Source organism: Pseudomonas sp. FW305-96 (assembly GCF_058783825.1).
The window spans coordinates 1-12,845 of the sequence record NZ_JBYSYW010000038.1 but is presented as its reverse complement, the minus strand read 5'-3'; the positions used below and the strand labels follow the sequence as shown (position 1 = coordinate 12,845).

General features: G+C 65.2%; 14 protein-coding genes. 1 reads left to right on the top strand and 13 read right to left on the bottom strand.

Annotation, left to right across the window (positions count from 1 at the left end; translation table 11 throughout):
* Window positions 1–79: 79 nt before the first annotated feature.
* The 13 genes from AC3WL2_RS22515 to ccoN (AC3WL2_RS22455) all read right to left on the bottom strand — a co-directional run bounded on the left by AC3WL2_RS22515 (window position 80) and on the right by ccoN (AC3WL2_RS22455) (window position 12,591).
* Entirely contained in the window at window positions 80–763 is a 684-nt protein-coding gene (locus AC3WL2_RS22515) for a sulfite exporter TauE/SafE family protein (RefSeq protein WP_102684670.1), read from the bottom strand.
* Window positions 756–968, bottom strand: coding sequence for a cbb3-type cytochrome oxidase assembly protein CcoS (gene ccoS, locus AC3WL2_RS22510; RefSeq protein WP_102684671.1), 213 nt, complete (start codon window positions 966–968; stop codon window positions 756–758). The genes AC3WL2_RS22515 and ccoS overlap by 8 nt, the downstream gene beginning before the upstream one ends.
* Window positions 950–3,421, bottom strand: a complete 2,472-nt coding sequence (locus tag AC3WL2_RS22505; RefSeq protein ID WP_256582586.1) for a heavy metal translocating P-type ATPase — start codon at window positions 3,419–3,421, stop codon at window positions 950–952. Before AC3WL2_RS22505 ends, ccoS begins: the two co-directional genes overlap by 19 nt.
* A 107-nt stretch (window positions 3,422–3,528) precedes the next feature.
* On the bottom strand, window positions 3,529–4,056 hold the full coding sequence (locus tag AC3WL2_RS22500) for a FixH family protein (protein WP_102684959.1): 528 nt from the start codon (window positions 4,054–4,056) through the stop codon (window positions 3,529–3,531).
* A gap of 15 nt (window positions 4,057–4,071) precedes the next feature.
* On the bottom strand, window positions 4,072–5,487 hold the full coding sequence (gene ccoG / locus AC3WL2_RS22495) for a cytochrome c oxidase accessory protein CcoG (RefSeq protein ID WP_102684960.1): 1,416 nt from the start codon (window positions 5,485–5,487) through the stop codon (window positions 4,072–4,074).
* Window positions 5,488–5,744: 257 nt separating this feature from the next.
* On the bottom strand, window positions 5,745–6,728 hold the full coding sequence (gene ccoP, locus AC3WL2_RS22490; protein WP_102684961.1) for a cytochrome-c oxidase, cbb3-type subunit III: 984 nt from the start codon (window positions 6,726–6,728) through the stop codon (window positions 5,745–5,747).
* A complete protein-coding gene (locus AC3WL2_RS22485) occupies window positions 6,725–6,916 on the bottom strand; it encodes a cbb3-type cytochrome oxidase subunit 3 (protein ID WP_102684962.1) in 192 nt (63 codons plus the stop codon). The genes ccoP (AC3WL2_RS22490) and AC3WL2_RS22485 overlap by 4 nt, the downstream gene beginning before the upstream one ends.
* A 5-nt stretch (window positions 6,917–6,921) precedes the next feature.
* Window positions 6,922–7,530 (bottom strand): cytochrome-c oxidase, cbb3-type subunit II, encoded by a 609-nt coding sequence (ccoO, locus tag AC3WL2_RS22480; RefSeq protein WP_023631369.1) that lies wholly within the window; start codon window positions 7,528–7,530, stop codon window positions 6,922–6,924.
* Window positions 7,530–8,972: a cytochrome-c oxidase, cbb3-type subunit I gene (gene ccoN, locus AC3WL2_RS22475; protein WP_046856465.1), complete on the bottom strand. Its 1,443-nt coding sequence runs from the start codon at window positions 8,970–8,972 to the stop codon at window positions 7,530–7,532. The genes ccoO (AC3WL2_RS22480) and ccoN (AC3WL2_RS22475) overlap by 1 nt, the downstream gene beginning before the upstream one ends.
* 434 nt (window positions 8,973–9,406) lie before the next feature.
* A complete protein-coding gene (gene ccoP / locus AC3WL2_RS22470) occupies window positions 9,407–10,348 on the bottom strand; it encodes a cytochrome-c oxidase, cbb3-type subunit III (RefSeq protein WP_102684963.1) in 942 nt (313 codons plus the stop codon).
* Window positions 10,345–10,539 (bottom strand): cbb3-type cytochrome oxidase subunit 3, encoded by a 195-nt coding sequence (locus tag AC3WL2_RS22465; RefSeq protein ID WP_023632287.1) that lies wholly within the window; start codon window positions 10,537–10,539, stop codon window positions 10,345–10,347. The genes ccoP (AC3WL2_RS22470) and AC3WL2_RS22465 overlap by 4 nt, the downstream gene beginning before the upstream one ends.
* Before the next feature lie 5 nt (window positions 10,540–10,544).
* Entirely contained in the window at window positions 10,545–11,153 is a 609-nt protein-coding gene (ccoO, locus tag AC3WL2_RS22460) for a cytochrome-c oxidase, cbb3-type subunit II (protein WP_046856462.1), read from the bottom strand.
* 13 nt (window positions 11,154–11,166) lie between these two features.
* Window positions 11,167–12,591, bottom strand: coding sequence for a cytochrome-c oxidase, cbb3-type subunit I (gene ccoN, locus AC3WL2_RS22455; RefSeq protein WP_050706570.1), 1,425 nt, complete (start codon window positions 12,589–12,591; stop codon window positions 11,167–11,169).
* A gap of 49 nt (window positions 12,592–12,640) precedes the next feature.
* Here ccoN (AC3WL2_RS22455) and AC3WL2_RS22450 point away from each other — a divergent pair.
* A partial coding sequence (locus AC3WL2_RS22450) for an alpha/beta family hydrolase (protein WP_368731138.1) occupies window positions 12,641–12,845 on the top strand: 205 nt, incomplete at its 3' end.

Sequence of the window (12,845 nt, the reverse complement as noted above, 5' to 3'; positions counted from 1 at the left end):
TGCAGTGTCCGGAGTCTAGGGGCGGATGTAAGAAATCGTGTTGATTTGTATCAGGAGATCTGGTGGTCGCAGTAGCCTCTCAATGCCCCATGAGCCAGTGCTGGTGAGGCCCGGGCAGGGTCCACAGGCCAAAGAGGATCACCAGCACGCCACCGGCCATGCGTACCCCGCGATTGCGCAACAGGGCACCGACGCGCTCCGCGGCGAGCCCCGTGGCCAGCAGCACCGGCCAGGTGCCCAGGCCGAACGCCAGCATCAGCGCCGCGCTGTACAGTGCATCGCCCTGGCTCGCCGCCCACAACAGTGTGCTGTACACCAGGCCGCATGGCAGCCAGCCCCACAGGGCGCCCAGCAGCAAGGCACGGGGCAGGCTGGACACCGGCAGCAAGCGCGTGGCCAGCGGCTGCACATGGCGCCAAAGCCCGCGCCCGAGTGCCTCGATACGGGTCAGGCCGCTCCACCAGCCGGCCAGGTACAGGCCCATGGCGATCAGCAGCAACGCGGCCGCGACCCGCAAACCGGTCGCCAGCGGGCTGCTGGCCAGGGCCACGCCAGCCAGGCCGAGCAGCAAGCCGGCGGCGGCATAGCTGAGGATGCGCCCGAGGTTGTAGGCCAGCAGCAGGCGCAGGCGCCGGCTGCGCTGCTCGGGGGGGATGGCCAGGGTCAGGGCGCCCATCAGGCCGCCGCACATGCCCAGGCAATGGCCGCCCCCGAGCAGGCCCAGGACCAGCGCCGAGCCCAGCAGGGGGATCAGTTCAGGCACGCGGGGCAGGGTCCTGGTCTTCGGGTTTCTCGCCCTTGGGCTTCACGGCGGCCTGGTGGCAGGGGTCCTGGTCATCGAACAGGATGCTGTGGGCCGGGCCTTCCAGATCGTCGTACTGGCCGCTGTCCACCGCCCAGAAGAAGATGTACACGGCGACACCGACCAGCAGCAGGGCGGCGGGAATCATCACGTAGAGGGCGGGCATAGCGGTTTCCTTTCGAGCGACGCGGGCTCGCGCCCGGGCGGCGTCTCCCCGCTGGGCAGCCGGGTCAGGCGCAGGGCGTTGAGCACCACGATCAGCGAGCTGATCGACATGCCGATCGCCGCCCACACCGGGGTGATCCAGCCGAGCGCGGCGAACGGCAGCATGAGGCCATTGTACAGCGTCGCCCAAAGCAGGTTCTCGATAATGTTGCGGCGGGTCCGGCGGGCCAGTTCGAAGGCCTGCACCAGCGCCTGCAGGCGGTTGGACAGCAGCACCGCGTCGGCGCAGGTCTTGGCCAGGTCCGTGGCGCTGCCCATGGCGATGCTGATGTCGGCGGCGGCCAGTACCGGCACATCGTTGACCCCGTCGCCGAGCATCAGCACCTTGCGCCCTTCACCTTGCAGCGTTTTCAGGCGGGCGAGCTTGTCGTCCGGACGCAGGCCGCCGACGGCCTGGTCGATGCCCAGTTGCGCGGCCACCTGCGCAACCATCGGCGAACTGTCGCCGGACAGCAGCAGCGTGTTCCAGCCGCGTGCCTTGCAGGCGGTCACCAGGTCGTGAGCGTCGTCGCGCAGGCGGTCATCCAGGCCGAACCAGGCCAGTGGCCCTTGCTGGTCCCCGAGCAGCAGCCATTGCCCCTGTGGTTCCGGCACGTTGGGTACCTCGGCGCCACTGAGGGCGCAGACGAAGGTGGCCTGGCCGATGCGCAGGCGCTGGCTTGCCAGCATGCCCTCCAGGCCCAGCCCCGGCACGGCGGTGACGGTTTCGGCCGCCTGCGCGGCGCGGCCGAAGGCGCGGGCGATGGGGTGTTCGGAGCGGTTTTCCAGCGCCGCCGCCAGCGCCAGGCACTGGTCAGCGTCCAGTTGGCCCAGCGGGCGCACGCTGCGCAGGGCCAGGCGGCCTTCGGTGAGGGTGCCGGTCTTGTCGAAGATCACCGTGTCGATCTGGTTGAGGCCCTCGAGCACATGCCCGCGGGTCACCAGCAGGCCGAGCTTGTGCAGGCTGCCGGTGGCGGCGGTGAGGGCGGTGGGGGTGGCCAGCGACAGGGCGCAAGGGCAGGTGGCGACCAACATGGCCAGGACGATCCAGAACGCCCGGGGCGCATCGAGCTGCCACCAGAGGACACCGATCACAGCGGCGGCAACCAGCGTGAACAGCAGGAACCATTGTGAGGCGCGGTCGGCGATTTCCGCCAGGCGCGGTTTTTCCGACTGGGCGCGCTCCAGCAGGCGGACGATGGCCGACAGGCGCGAGTCCTGGCCCAGGGCCTGGACCTCGACCGTGAGTGTGCTTTCGACGTTGAGGGTGCCGCCGGTCACCCGGTCGCCGACGTGGCGTGCCAGAGGCAGGTATTCGCCGGTCAGCAGCGATTCGTCGACGCTGGAGCGGCCGTCGACGATCAGCCCGTCGGCCGGGATCACCGCGCCGGGCAATACCTGCACGTGGTCGCCGCACTGCAGTTCGCCGAGCAGGATGCGCTCGCCCTGGCCGTTGGCGTCCAGTCGCAGGCACGAGGCCGGCAGCAGGTTGACCAGCTGCGCGGTGGCCGCCGCGGTACGTTCGCGGGCGCGGCGCTCCAGGTAGCGGCCGGTGAGCAAAAACAGGGCGAACATGCCCACGGTGTCGAAATACAGTTCGCCGTGGCCGGTAATCGCGGTCCAGATCCCGGCGCAGTAGGCCAGGGCGATGGCCAGCGACACCGACAGGTCCATGGTCAGGTGGCGGGTACGCAGGTCGCGGGCCGCACCCTTGAAGAACGGTGCGCAGCTGTAGAACACGATGGGCGTGGTGAGGAACAGCGCGACCCAGCGCAGGATGGTGTGCAGCTCGGGCGACAGGTCGATGTTGAATTCCGGCCAGGTGGCCATGGTCGCCATCATCGCCTGGAACCACAGCAGCCCGGCCACGCCCAGGCGGCGCAGGGCGCTGCGGTTCTCCCGGGCCAGCTGTTCGGCGGCCTGGTCGGGCTGGTAGGGGTGGGCGGCATAGCCGATGCGGCGCAGCCCGGCCAGCAGCTGCGACAGTGGCAGTTGCTGGTCGTCCCAGTTGACCAGCAGGCGATGGTTGGACAGGTTCAGGCGGGCGTCGACGACGCCGGGCAGGTTGCGCAGGTGCTTCTCGATCAGCCAACCACAGGCGGCGCAGCTGATGCCCTCGACCAGCAAGGTGGCCTCGGCCAGTTCGTCTGTGTGGCGCACGAAGGTCTGCTGCACGTCGCTGCGGTCGTACAGGGCCAGCTCGTCCTGGAGTTGGCGGGGCAGGGCCTCGGGGTTGGCGCTGGTGTCGCTGCGGTGCTGGTAGTAGTGCTCCAGGCCCCCGGCGACGATGGACTCTGCCACTGCCTGGCAGCCCGGGCAGCAGAATGCCCGGGGCTCGCCAAGCACCACGGCGGTGAAGCGGCTGCCGGCGGGGACGGGCAGGGCGCAGTGGTAGCAGGGGGTGGGTTGGCTCATCGACATCTCTTCTTGCTGCAGCGGGTTCGTGGCAGCGGGCTTACCCCCGCGATGGGCCTGGAATGCTGGTTTTCAGGCCCGCCCCCACGAGGTGTGGTGTGTCGCTGTTACTGGTGCTCGGCCCCTTGAATGGCTTCATCGCCCAGCTGCAAGGTCACCCCATGCTCGACCTTCTCCTCCTCGAACAACCGCCACACATGGTCGTCCTGGCTGCCGAGCAGCTCGACGAAGCGCCGGCCGTCGACCTTGTCGTCCAGCTGGCCGACATAGCGGCCTGGTTCGGTGCGTGCCAGCTGCACCTTGCGGTCCTTGGCCGGCTGGGTCGGCGAGATCAGGTTCAACTCCAGCGCCTGCGGGTCGCTGTTGCCGGTCAGGCGCACTTCGACTTCGCCGGTCAGCTCGTCCAGGTGCACGCTGGCCTTGAGGTTGAGGGTCTGGGCCAGCAGCTCGCGGTCCAGTGAGCGGTTGATGCCCTTGCCGGCCTCGTAGTAGTTGTCGTTGACCAGGTTGTCCGGGTTGCGCACGGCGATGCTGACCATGGTCAGGCTCAGGCACACCGAGGTGGCCAGGATGCCGATGATGATCCAGGGCCAGAGGTGCTTGTACCAGGGGCTGGCGGCGGTGGCGGCAGGCATTGTCTAGGTTCTCTTTCAGCGGATCTGTGGGCCGATGAAGCGGCTCTTGGCTTCAACCTGGCTGGCGCTGTCGTCAGCGTCCTTGAGGATGAAGGTGATTTCGTTGGTGGTCGAGGGCAGCTGCTCCGGTGCGACCGACAACTGCACCGGCAGGTTGACGATATCGCCGGCGGCCACGCGGATCTCGCGCTGGCCTTCGAGCTTGAGGTCGGGCAGGCCGGCGGCGTCGAGCACGTAGACGTGGTCGCGCTGGTCCTTGTTCATCACCTTGAGGCTGTAGACGTTCTCGATCCGCCCTTGTGCGTTCTCGCGGTACAGCACGCGGTCCTTGGCCACGTCGAAGCCCACCAGCGAACGGGTGGCGAAGGCGGTGACCAGGGCGCCGATCATCACCAGCAGCACCAGGGCATAGCCGATCAGGCGCGGGCGCAGCATGTGGGTCTTCTGCCCGGACAGGTTGTGCTCGGTGGTGTAGCTGATCAGCCCCTTGGGGTAGTTCATCTTGTCCATGATGCTGTCGCAGGCGTCGATGCAGGCGGCGCAGCCGATGCACTCGATCTGCAGGCCGTCACGAATGTCGATGCCGGTGGGGCAGACCTGCACACACATGGTGCAGTCGATGCAGTCGCCCAAACCCTTGGCCTTGTAGTCGATGTCCTTCTTGCGCGGGCCGCGGGTTTCGCCGCGGCGCGGGTCGTAGGAAACGATCAGGGTGTCCTTGTCGAACATCACGCTCTGGAAGCGCGCGTAGGGGCACATGTAGATGCACACCTGCTCGCGCAGCCAGCCGGCGTTGCCGTAGGTGGCCAGGGTGAAGAAACCGACCCAGAAGTAGGCCCAGCCATCGGCCTGGCCGGTAAAGAACTCGATCGCCAGTTCGCGGATCGGCGCGAAGTAGCCGACGAAGGTCATGCCGGTGACGAAGCCGATCAACAGCCACAGGCTGTGCTTGGCCAGCTTGCGCAGGAGCTTGTTGGCGCTCATGGGCGCCTTGTCCAGCTTCATGCGCTGGTTGCGGTCACCTTCGGTGACTTTCTCGCACCACATGAACACCCAGGTCCACACGCTTTGCGGGCAGGTGTAGCCGCACCAGACCCGGCCGGCGTACACGGTGATGAAGAACAGGCCGAAGGCGGCGACGATGAGGATGCCCGAGAGCAGGATGAAGTCCTGGGGCCAGATGGTGGCGCCGAAGATGTAGAACTTGCGCTCGGGCAGGTTCCACCACACGGCCTGGTGGCCGCCCCAGTTCAGCCAGACGGTGCCGAAATACAGCAGGAACAATACCGCGCCACCGACCATCCGCAGCCTGCGGAAAATGCCGGTGAAGGCGCGGGTATAGATTTTTTCGCGCGAGGCGTAGAGGTCGACGGAATCCTTCCCTTTGCTGGCAGGCGGGGTGACGTCATGTACCGGAATTTGCTTGCTCATCATCAAGTCCCACGGCAGTGGAGAAATGCCGCGGCCAGTGCGTGCCGGCCGCAGTCTCGCGCGTTCTGCTAGCGCTCTGCGGCCCATGATACGCCTGTGATGGCGCATGCGGGGCGCACTGCGACACTTAGTCGCGTTGGGTTCGTGGTGTGAATCGTGTTATGGCGGGTGTCAATTGATCCATGTCAGTCGCGGCTGTTTTTGCATGTGCTGAAACAGCCATGGGAGCGGCGTGCCGCCGCTCCCATGGTTCGACATCACTCGGCTTGTGGGGGCTGCTGCTGTTCCTGGTGCGACAGGCTATACACGTACGCCGCCAGCAGATGCACCTTGTCGTTGCCCTGCATCTGCGCCTGGGCCGGCATCTGGCCCTGGCGACCATAGCGGATGGTCTGTTGCAACTGGGCGAAGCTCGAACCGTAGATGAACGCTTGCGGGTGGGTCAGGTTGGGCGCGCCCATCGCCGGGGTGCCCTTGCCTTCGGGGCCGTGGCAGGCCACGCAGTTGGTGGCGAAGATTTCCTTGCCCTTGGCCGGGTCGGCCTTGGCGTCCTCGGGCAGCTTGCGACCGTCGAGGTTGGTCAGCACGAAGGCCGCCACATCCGCCACGCCCTGTTCGCCGATGACCGTGGCCCAGCCCGGCATCACGCCATGACGACCGTTCATGATGGTGGTCTTGATGGTCTCCGGCTCACCCCCCCAGCGCCAGTCGTTGTCGGTCAGGTTGGGGAAGCCGTAGGCGCCGCGGGCATCGGAACCGTGGCATACCGAGCAGTTGGAGGCGAACAGGCGCGCGCCCATCTTCAGTGCCTGCGGATCCTTGGCCACTTCCTCCACCGGCATGGCGGCGAACCTGGCGAAGATCGGCCCGAAGCGGGCGTCGGCCTTGGCCATCTCCTTTTCCCATTCGTGCACGCCGGTCCAGCCGGCCTGGCCGTTGGAAAACTCGGTCTTCTTTTCGTTGTCGACGTAGGCGTAGCCCGGCAGGATGCCTTTCCAGTTGCCCAGGCCTGGGTAGAGCACCAGGTAGCCGAGGGCGAAGACGACGGTGCCGACGAACAGCCAGAACCACCATTTCGGCAGGGGGTTGTCGTACTCCTCGATGCCGTCGAAGGCGTGCCCGACGACTTCGTCGGTGATTTCCTCGCGCTGGCCCCGGCGGGTCGACAGCAGCAGCCAGGTCAAGGCGAAGATGGTGCCCAGGGTCAGGACGGTGACGTACAGACTCCAGAAGGTTGTCATTGTTGTTTGCTCCTAGAAGCTTGTGCTTGCTCGACGTGACGGGTGGCTTCGGGATCGTCCGCGAACGGCAATTGCGTTGCCTCGTCGAACTCCTTCTTGCGCCGCGGGCTGAACACCCACAGCGCCAGGCCCACGAAGGCCACCAGCACCACGACGGTGCCCAGGCCGCGAATCATCCCGATATCCATTACGGTCACCGTTTGCTCTTGATGAGGGTGCCAAGGCCTTGCAGGTACGCGACCAGGGCGTCCATCTCGGTCTTGCCCTTGACCGCGTCGGCGGCGCCGGCGATGTCTTCATCGGTGTAGGGGGTGCCCAGGGTGCGCAGCACTTCCATCTTCTTGGCGGTGTCCTTGCCGTCGAGCTTGTGCTCGACCAGCCACGGGTACGACGGCATCTTCGACTCCGGCACCACGTTGCGCGGGTTGTACAGGTGCGCACGGTGCCAGTCGTCCGAGTAGCGCCCGCCGACCCGCGCCAGGTCCGGGCCGGTGCGCTTGGAGCCCCACAGGAACGGGTGGTCCCACACGCTTTCGCCGGCCACCGAGTAGTGGCCGTAGCGCTCGGTCTCGGCGCGGAACGGGCGGATCATCTGCGAGTGGCAACCGACGCAGCCTTCGCGGATGTAGATGTCGCGGCCTTCGAGCTCCAGCGCGGTGCGTGGCTTCATGCCCTCGACCGGCTTGTTGGTGACGTCCTGGAAGAACAGCGGGACGATCTGGGTCAGGCCGCCGACGCTGACGGCGATGACCATGAAGAAGGCCATCAGGCCAATGTTCTTCTCGACTGCTTCATGCTTCATCAGTGGGCTCCCACGACGACGATCTTGGTGGCTTCCTCAGCCTCCACCGGGTTGGCGGCGCGCACGGTGCGGTACACGTTGTAGGCCATCAGCAGCATGCCGGAGGCGAAGAACGCACCGCCCAGGGCGCGAACGATGAAGCCCGGGTGGCTGGCCTGCAGGGCTTCAACGAAGGAGTAGGTGAGGGTGCCGTCATCGTTGATGGCGCGCCACATCAGGCCCTGGGTGATGCCGTTGACCCACATCGAGGCGATGTACAGTACGGTGCCGATGGTCGCCAGCCAGAAGTGCGCGTTGATCAGCCCGACACTGTGCATCTGCTGGCGGCCGTAGAGTTTCGGGATCATGTGGTAGACCGCGCCGATCGAGATCATCGCCACCCAGCCGAGGGCGCCGGCGTGGACGTGGCCGATGGTCCAGTCGGTGTAGTGCGACAGCGAGTTGACCGTCTTGATGGCCATCATCGGGCCTTCGAAGGTGGACATGCCGTAGAACGCCAGCGACACCACGAGGAAGCGCAGGATCGGGTCGGTGCGCAGCTTATGCCAGGCGCCCGACAGGGTCATCATGCCGTTGATCATGCCGCCCCAGCTCGGCGCCAGGAGGATGATCGACATCACCATGCCCAGCGACTGCGCCCAGTCCGGCAGCGCGGTGTAGTGCAGGTGGTGGGGGCCGGCCCAGATGTACAGGGTGATCAGCGCCCAGAAGTGCACGATCGACAGGCGATAGGAGTAGATCGGCCGTTCGGCCTGCTTGGGCACGAAGTAGTACATCATCCCCAGGAAACCGGTGGTGAGGAAGAAGCCCACGGCGTTGTGGCCGTACCACCACTGGATCATCGCGTCGGTGGCCCCGGCGTAGGCCGAGTAGGACTTGAACAGGCTCACCGGCAGCGAGATGTGGTTGACGATGTGCAGCATCGCGGTGACCACGATGAAGGCGCCGTAGAACCAGTTGCCGACATAGATGTGCTTGGTCTTGCGCTTGACGATGGTGCCGAAGAACACCAGGGCGTAGGTGACCCAGACGATGGCCAGCAGGATCGCCAGCGGCCACTCGAGCTCGGCGTATTCCTTGGTGGTGGTGAAGCCCATCGGCAGGGTGATCAGCGCGCCGACGATCACCGCCTGCCAACCCCAGAAGGTGAAGGCGGCCATGCTGTCGGAGATCAGGCGGGTCTGGCAGGTGCGCTGCACCACGTAGTAGCTGGTGCCGAACAGGGCACAGCCACCGAAGGCGAAAATCACCAGGTTGGTGTGCAGCGGGCGCAGGCGGCCGAAGCTCGTCCATGGCAGGTCCAGGTTGAGCTGGGGCCATACCAGTTGCGAGGCGATGAAGACGCCGAGCCCCATGCCAAGGATCCCCCAGACCACCGTCATGATGGCGAACTGGCGGACGACCTTATAGTTATAAGCAGTCGGACTGATTGCAGTGCTCATTCTAAGGTTCCACGGTTTGGGTGTTCTTGTTGGTTGGTAAATCGGCGCCAGTATTGATAACCACCAGGGTTATGGCAACGCAAGTTGTGTACGCCGACCCGTGTCCAGGCCCTTTTCGCCACCGTCCCGTGGCGTTGGGGGTTGAACGATTGTACACAAATAAATATTTGTAATGTGTACCGTTTTCCATGTTTTTCTGATCGTTCGGTCAAGCTTTTGTTCTTGGGACGGGCACGCAAGGCACATCCCAAAGCCGCAGGCTCGAGCGTCCAGGTTGGATGCGTGATGTCAGGCTGTGCACCACGTCTGTTCCGGTCGCTGCGAGCGGAGCCACTGTGGCAACAAGCTTAGTTGTGTTCGGAGGGGGTGCAAGGCGGGGAGGGTAGAGCGGGCCTGTGGGAGCGGTCTTGCTCCCACAGGGGTGTTGCGCTTGCTTACTTGGCGGTTACGGTTTCCGGCACTTCATCCTGCGACAGGCTGTAGACATAGGCCGCCAGCAGGTGGACCTTGTCATTGCCCTGGATATCCTGCTGCGCCGGCATCTGGCCCTGGCGGCCGTAGCGGATGGTCTGCTGCAGCTGGGCGAAGCTCGAGCCGTAGATGAACGCCTGCGGGTGGGTCAGGTCGGGTGCGCCCATGGCTGGGGTGCCCTTGCCTGCGGGGCCGTGGCAGGCCACGCAATTGCTGGCGAAGATCTCCTGGCCCTTGGCCGGGTCGGCCTTGACGCCTTCCGGCAGGCTGCGGCCATCGAGGTTGGTCAGCACGAACGCGGCGACATCCGCCACGCCCTGCTCGCCGATCACTGTGGCCCAGCCCGGCATCACGCCGTGGCGGCCGTTCATGATCGAGGCCTTGATGGTCTCCGGCTCGCCGCCCCAGCGCCAGTCTTTGTCGGTCAGGTTGGGGAAGCCGTACGAGCCCTTGGCGTCGGAGCCGTGGCACACCGAGCAGTTGGAGGCGAACAGCCGGCTGCCCATTTTCAGCGCCTGCGGATCCTTGGCCACTTCCTCCACCGGCATGGCGGCATACTTGGCGAAGATCGGGCCGAACTTGGCGTCAGCCTTGTCCATCTCTTTCTGCCACTCGTCCACCTGGGTCCAGCCGTTCTCGTAGCCGGGCAGGATGCCTTTCCAATTGCCCAGGCCTGGGTAGAGGATCAGGTAACCGACCGAGAACACCAGGGTGCCGACGAACAGCCAGAACCACCATTTCGGCAGCGGGTTGTCGTACTCCTCGATGCCATCGAAGCTGTGGCCCATGGTCTGGTCGGTGGTGTCGCTGCTCTGGCCCTTGCGGGTGCCGAGCAGCAGCCAGGTCAGGCCGATCAGGCTGCCGATGGTCAGTACGCTGATGTACGTACTCCAGAAGGTGGTCATTGCCGGGTACTCCTCATTGCAGCAGGTTCCTGCCCGGCGGGGGGCAGGCGGTCGTCGACGAAGGGCAGCAGGCGCGCTTCGGCGAAATCACGGTCGCGGCGGCGGTTGAACACCCAGAGCGACAAGCCGATGAAGGCGATCATCACCACCAAAGTGCCCAAGCCGCGGATCATGCCGATGTCCATTTCCATCGCGCTCACCTCTTGTTCTTGATCGCGGTGCCGAGCACCTGCAGGTAGGCGACCAGCGCGTCCATCTCGGTCTTGCCCTTGACGGCGTCCTTGGCCCCGGCGATGTCATCGTCGGTGTACGGCACGCCCAGGTTGCGCAGGACGCGCATCTTGACGTCGGTGTGGCTGTTGTCGACCTGCGAGGACACCAGCCACGGGTAGGACGGCATCTTCGACTCAGGCACCACGTTGCGTGGGTTGTACAGGTGCGCACGGTGCCAGTCGTCCGAGTAGCGCCCGCCGACCCGGGCCAGGTCCGGGCCGGTGCGCTTGGAACCCCACAGGAACGGGTGGTCCCAGACGCTTTCGCCGGCCACCGAGTAGTGACCGTAGCGCTCGGTTTCGGCGCGGAACGGCCGCACCATCTGCGAGTGGCAGCCGACGCAGCCTTCGCGGATGTAGATGTCGCGGCCTTCGAGCTGCAGGGCGGTGTAGGGCTTCATGCCTTCGACCGGCTTGTTGGTCACGTCCTGGAAGAACAGCGGGACGATCTGGGTCAGGCCGCCGATGCTGACGGCGAACACCATCAGCAGGGCCATCAGGCCTATGTTTTTCTCAACGACTTCGTGTTTCATCAGGCTCTACTCCTCAAGCCAGCTGGGCATTGGCGGTGGCTTGCTCGGCAGCCGGGGCACGCACGGTGCGCCAGGTGTTCCAGGCCATCAGGAACATGCCGCTGAGGAAGATCACGCCGCCGACGAAGCGCACGACGAAGCCTGGGTGGCTGGCCACCAGGGTTTCGACGAACGAGTAGGTCAGCGTGCCGTCGCTGTTGACCGCGCGCCACATCAGGCCCTGGGCGATACCGTTGACCCACATCGAGGCGATGTAGAGCACGGTGCCGATAGTGGCCAGCCAGAAGTGCGCGTTGATCAGCCCGAGGCTGTACATGCGCTCCTTGCCGAACACTTTCGGGATGGTGTGGTACAGCGCGCCGATGGAGATCATCGCCACCCAGCCGAGCGCGCCGGCGTGGACGTGGCCGATGGTCCAGTCGGTGTAGTGGGACAGGGCGTTGACCGTCTTGATGGCCATCATCGGGCCTTCGAAGGTGGACATGCCGTAGAACGCCAGCGAGACGACCAAAAAGCGCAGGATCGGGTCGCTGCGCAGCTTATGCCAGGCGCCCGAGAGGGTCATCATGCCGTTGATCATGCCGCCCCAGCTCGGTGCCAGGAGGATCAGCGACATGATCATGCCCAGCGACTGCGCCCAGTCCGGCAGCGCGGTGTAGTGCAGGTGGTGCGGGCCTGCCCAGATGTACAGGGTGATCAGCGCCCAGAAGTGCACGATCGACAGGCGATACGAATACACCGGACGTTCGGCCTGCTTGGGCACGTAGTAGTACATCATCCCCAGGAAGCCGGCGGTGAGGAAGAAGCCCACGGCGTTATGGCCGTACCACCACTGCACCATGGCATCGGTGGCGCCGGCGTACAGCGAGTAGGACTTGGTCAGGCTGACCGGTACTTCCAGGTTGTTGACGATATGCAGGATCGCCACGGTCAGGATGAAGGCGCCGAAGAACCAGTTGCCGACATAGATATGCTTGGTGTTGCGCTTCATCAGCGTACCGAAGAACACCACGGCATAGGCGACCCAGACGATGGTGATCAGGATGTCGATCGGCCACTCCAGTTCGGCGTACTCCTTGGTGCTGGTGTAGCCCAGGGGCAGGCTGATGGCCGCCAGCAGGATCACCAGTTGCCAGCCCCAGAAGGTGAACGCGGCCAAGCGCGGTGCGAACAGGGTGGTCTGGCAGGTGCGTTGCACCGAATAATACGAGGTGGCGAACAGGGCACAGCCACCGAAGGCGAAGATCACCGCGTTGGTATGCAAGGGTCGCAGGCGGCCGAAGCTGGTCCACGGCAGGTCAAGGTTGAAGGCGGGCCAGGCGAGCTGGGCGGCAATGAAGACGCCGAGCCCCATCCCGACGATGCCCCACACCACCGTCATGATGGCGAATTGGCGGACCACCTGATAGTTGTAGGCGGTACTGCTGGTTGTGTTCATGTATGGGTTCCCATCCACGGTTATAGGCAGGCTAGACAGCGAGGCAAGCATGATTAATGGGCAAAGTGCCGGTATTGACGGGGATCAATGGGCGAAGATCGGAAATGTCCCAGGCTTGCGCTGCGATCCTCCGCAAATTCCGGCGGATCGCGGCGTTTGCGGCTGCCTGATCCTGGCCCACGGCGCCGGTGCGCCGATGGACAGCGGGTTCATGGAGGACATGGCGCAAAGGCTGGCGGGGCAAGGGGTAGGGG

What these genes read in the sequence shown, in the direction of transcription:
- ccoG (WP_102684960.1), bottom strand. Translation starts at nt 5,487, where the DNA reads ATGAGCAAGCAAATTCCGGTACATGACGTCACCCCGCCTGCCAGCAAA.
- AC3WL2_RS22465 (WP_023632287.1), bottom strand. Translation starts at nt 10,539, where the DNA reads ATGGAAATGGACATCGGCATGATCCGCGGCTTGGGCACTTTGGTGGTG.
- ccoN (WP_050706570.1), bottom strand. Translation starts at nt 12,591, where the DNA reads ATGAACACAACCAGCAGTACCGCCTACAACTATCAGGTGGTCCGCCAA.
- AC3WL2_RS22485 (WP_102684962.1), bottom strand. Translation starts at nt 6,916, where the DNA reads ATGGATATCGGGATGATTCGCGGCCTGGGCACCGTCGTGGTGCTGGTG.
- ccoP (WP_102684961.1), bottom strand. Translation starts at nt 6,728, where the DNA reads ATGACAACCTTCTGGAGTCTGTACGTCACCGTCCTGACCCTGGGCACC.
- ccoO (WP_046856462.1), bottom strand. Translation starts at nt 11,153, where the DNA reads ATGAAACACGAAGTCGTTGAGAAAAACATAGGCCTGATGGCCCTGCTG.
- AC3WL2_RS22505 (WP_256582586.1), bottom strand. Translation starts at nt 3,421, where the DNA reads ATGAGCCAACCCACCCCCTGCTACCACTGCGCCCTGCCCGTCCCCGCC.
- ccoP (WP_102684963.1), bottom strand. Translation starts at nt 10,348, where the DNA reads ATGACCACCTTCTGGAGTACGTACATCAGCGTACTGACCATCGGCAGC.
- ccoO (WP_023631369.1), bottom strand. Translation starts at nt 7,530, where the DNA reads ATGAAGCATGAAGCAGTCGAGAAGAACATTGGCCTGATGGCCTTCTTC.
- ccoN (WP_046856465.1), bottom strand. Translation starts at nt 8,972, where the DNA reads ATGAGCACTGCAATCAGTCCGACTGCTTATAACTATAAGGTCGTCCGC.
- AC3WL2_RS22500 (WP_102684959.1), bottom strand. Translation starts at nt 4,056, where the DNA reads ATGCCTGCCGCCACCGCCGCCAGCCCCTGGTACAAGCACCTCTGGCCC.
- ccoS (WP_102684671.1), bottom strand. Translation starts at nt 968, where the DNA reads ATGCCCGCCCTCTACGTGATGATTCCCGCCGCCCTGCTGCTGGTCGGT.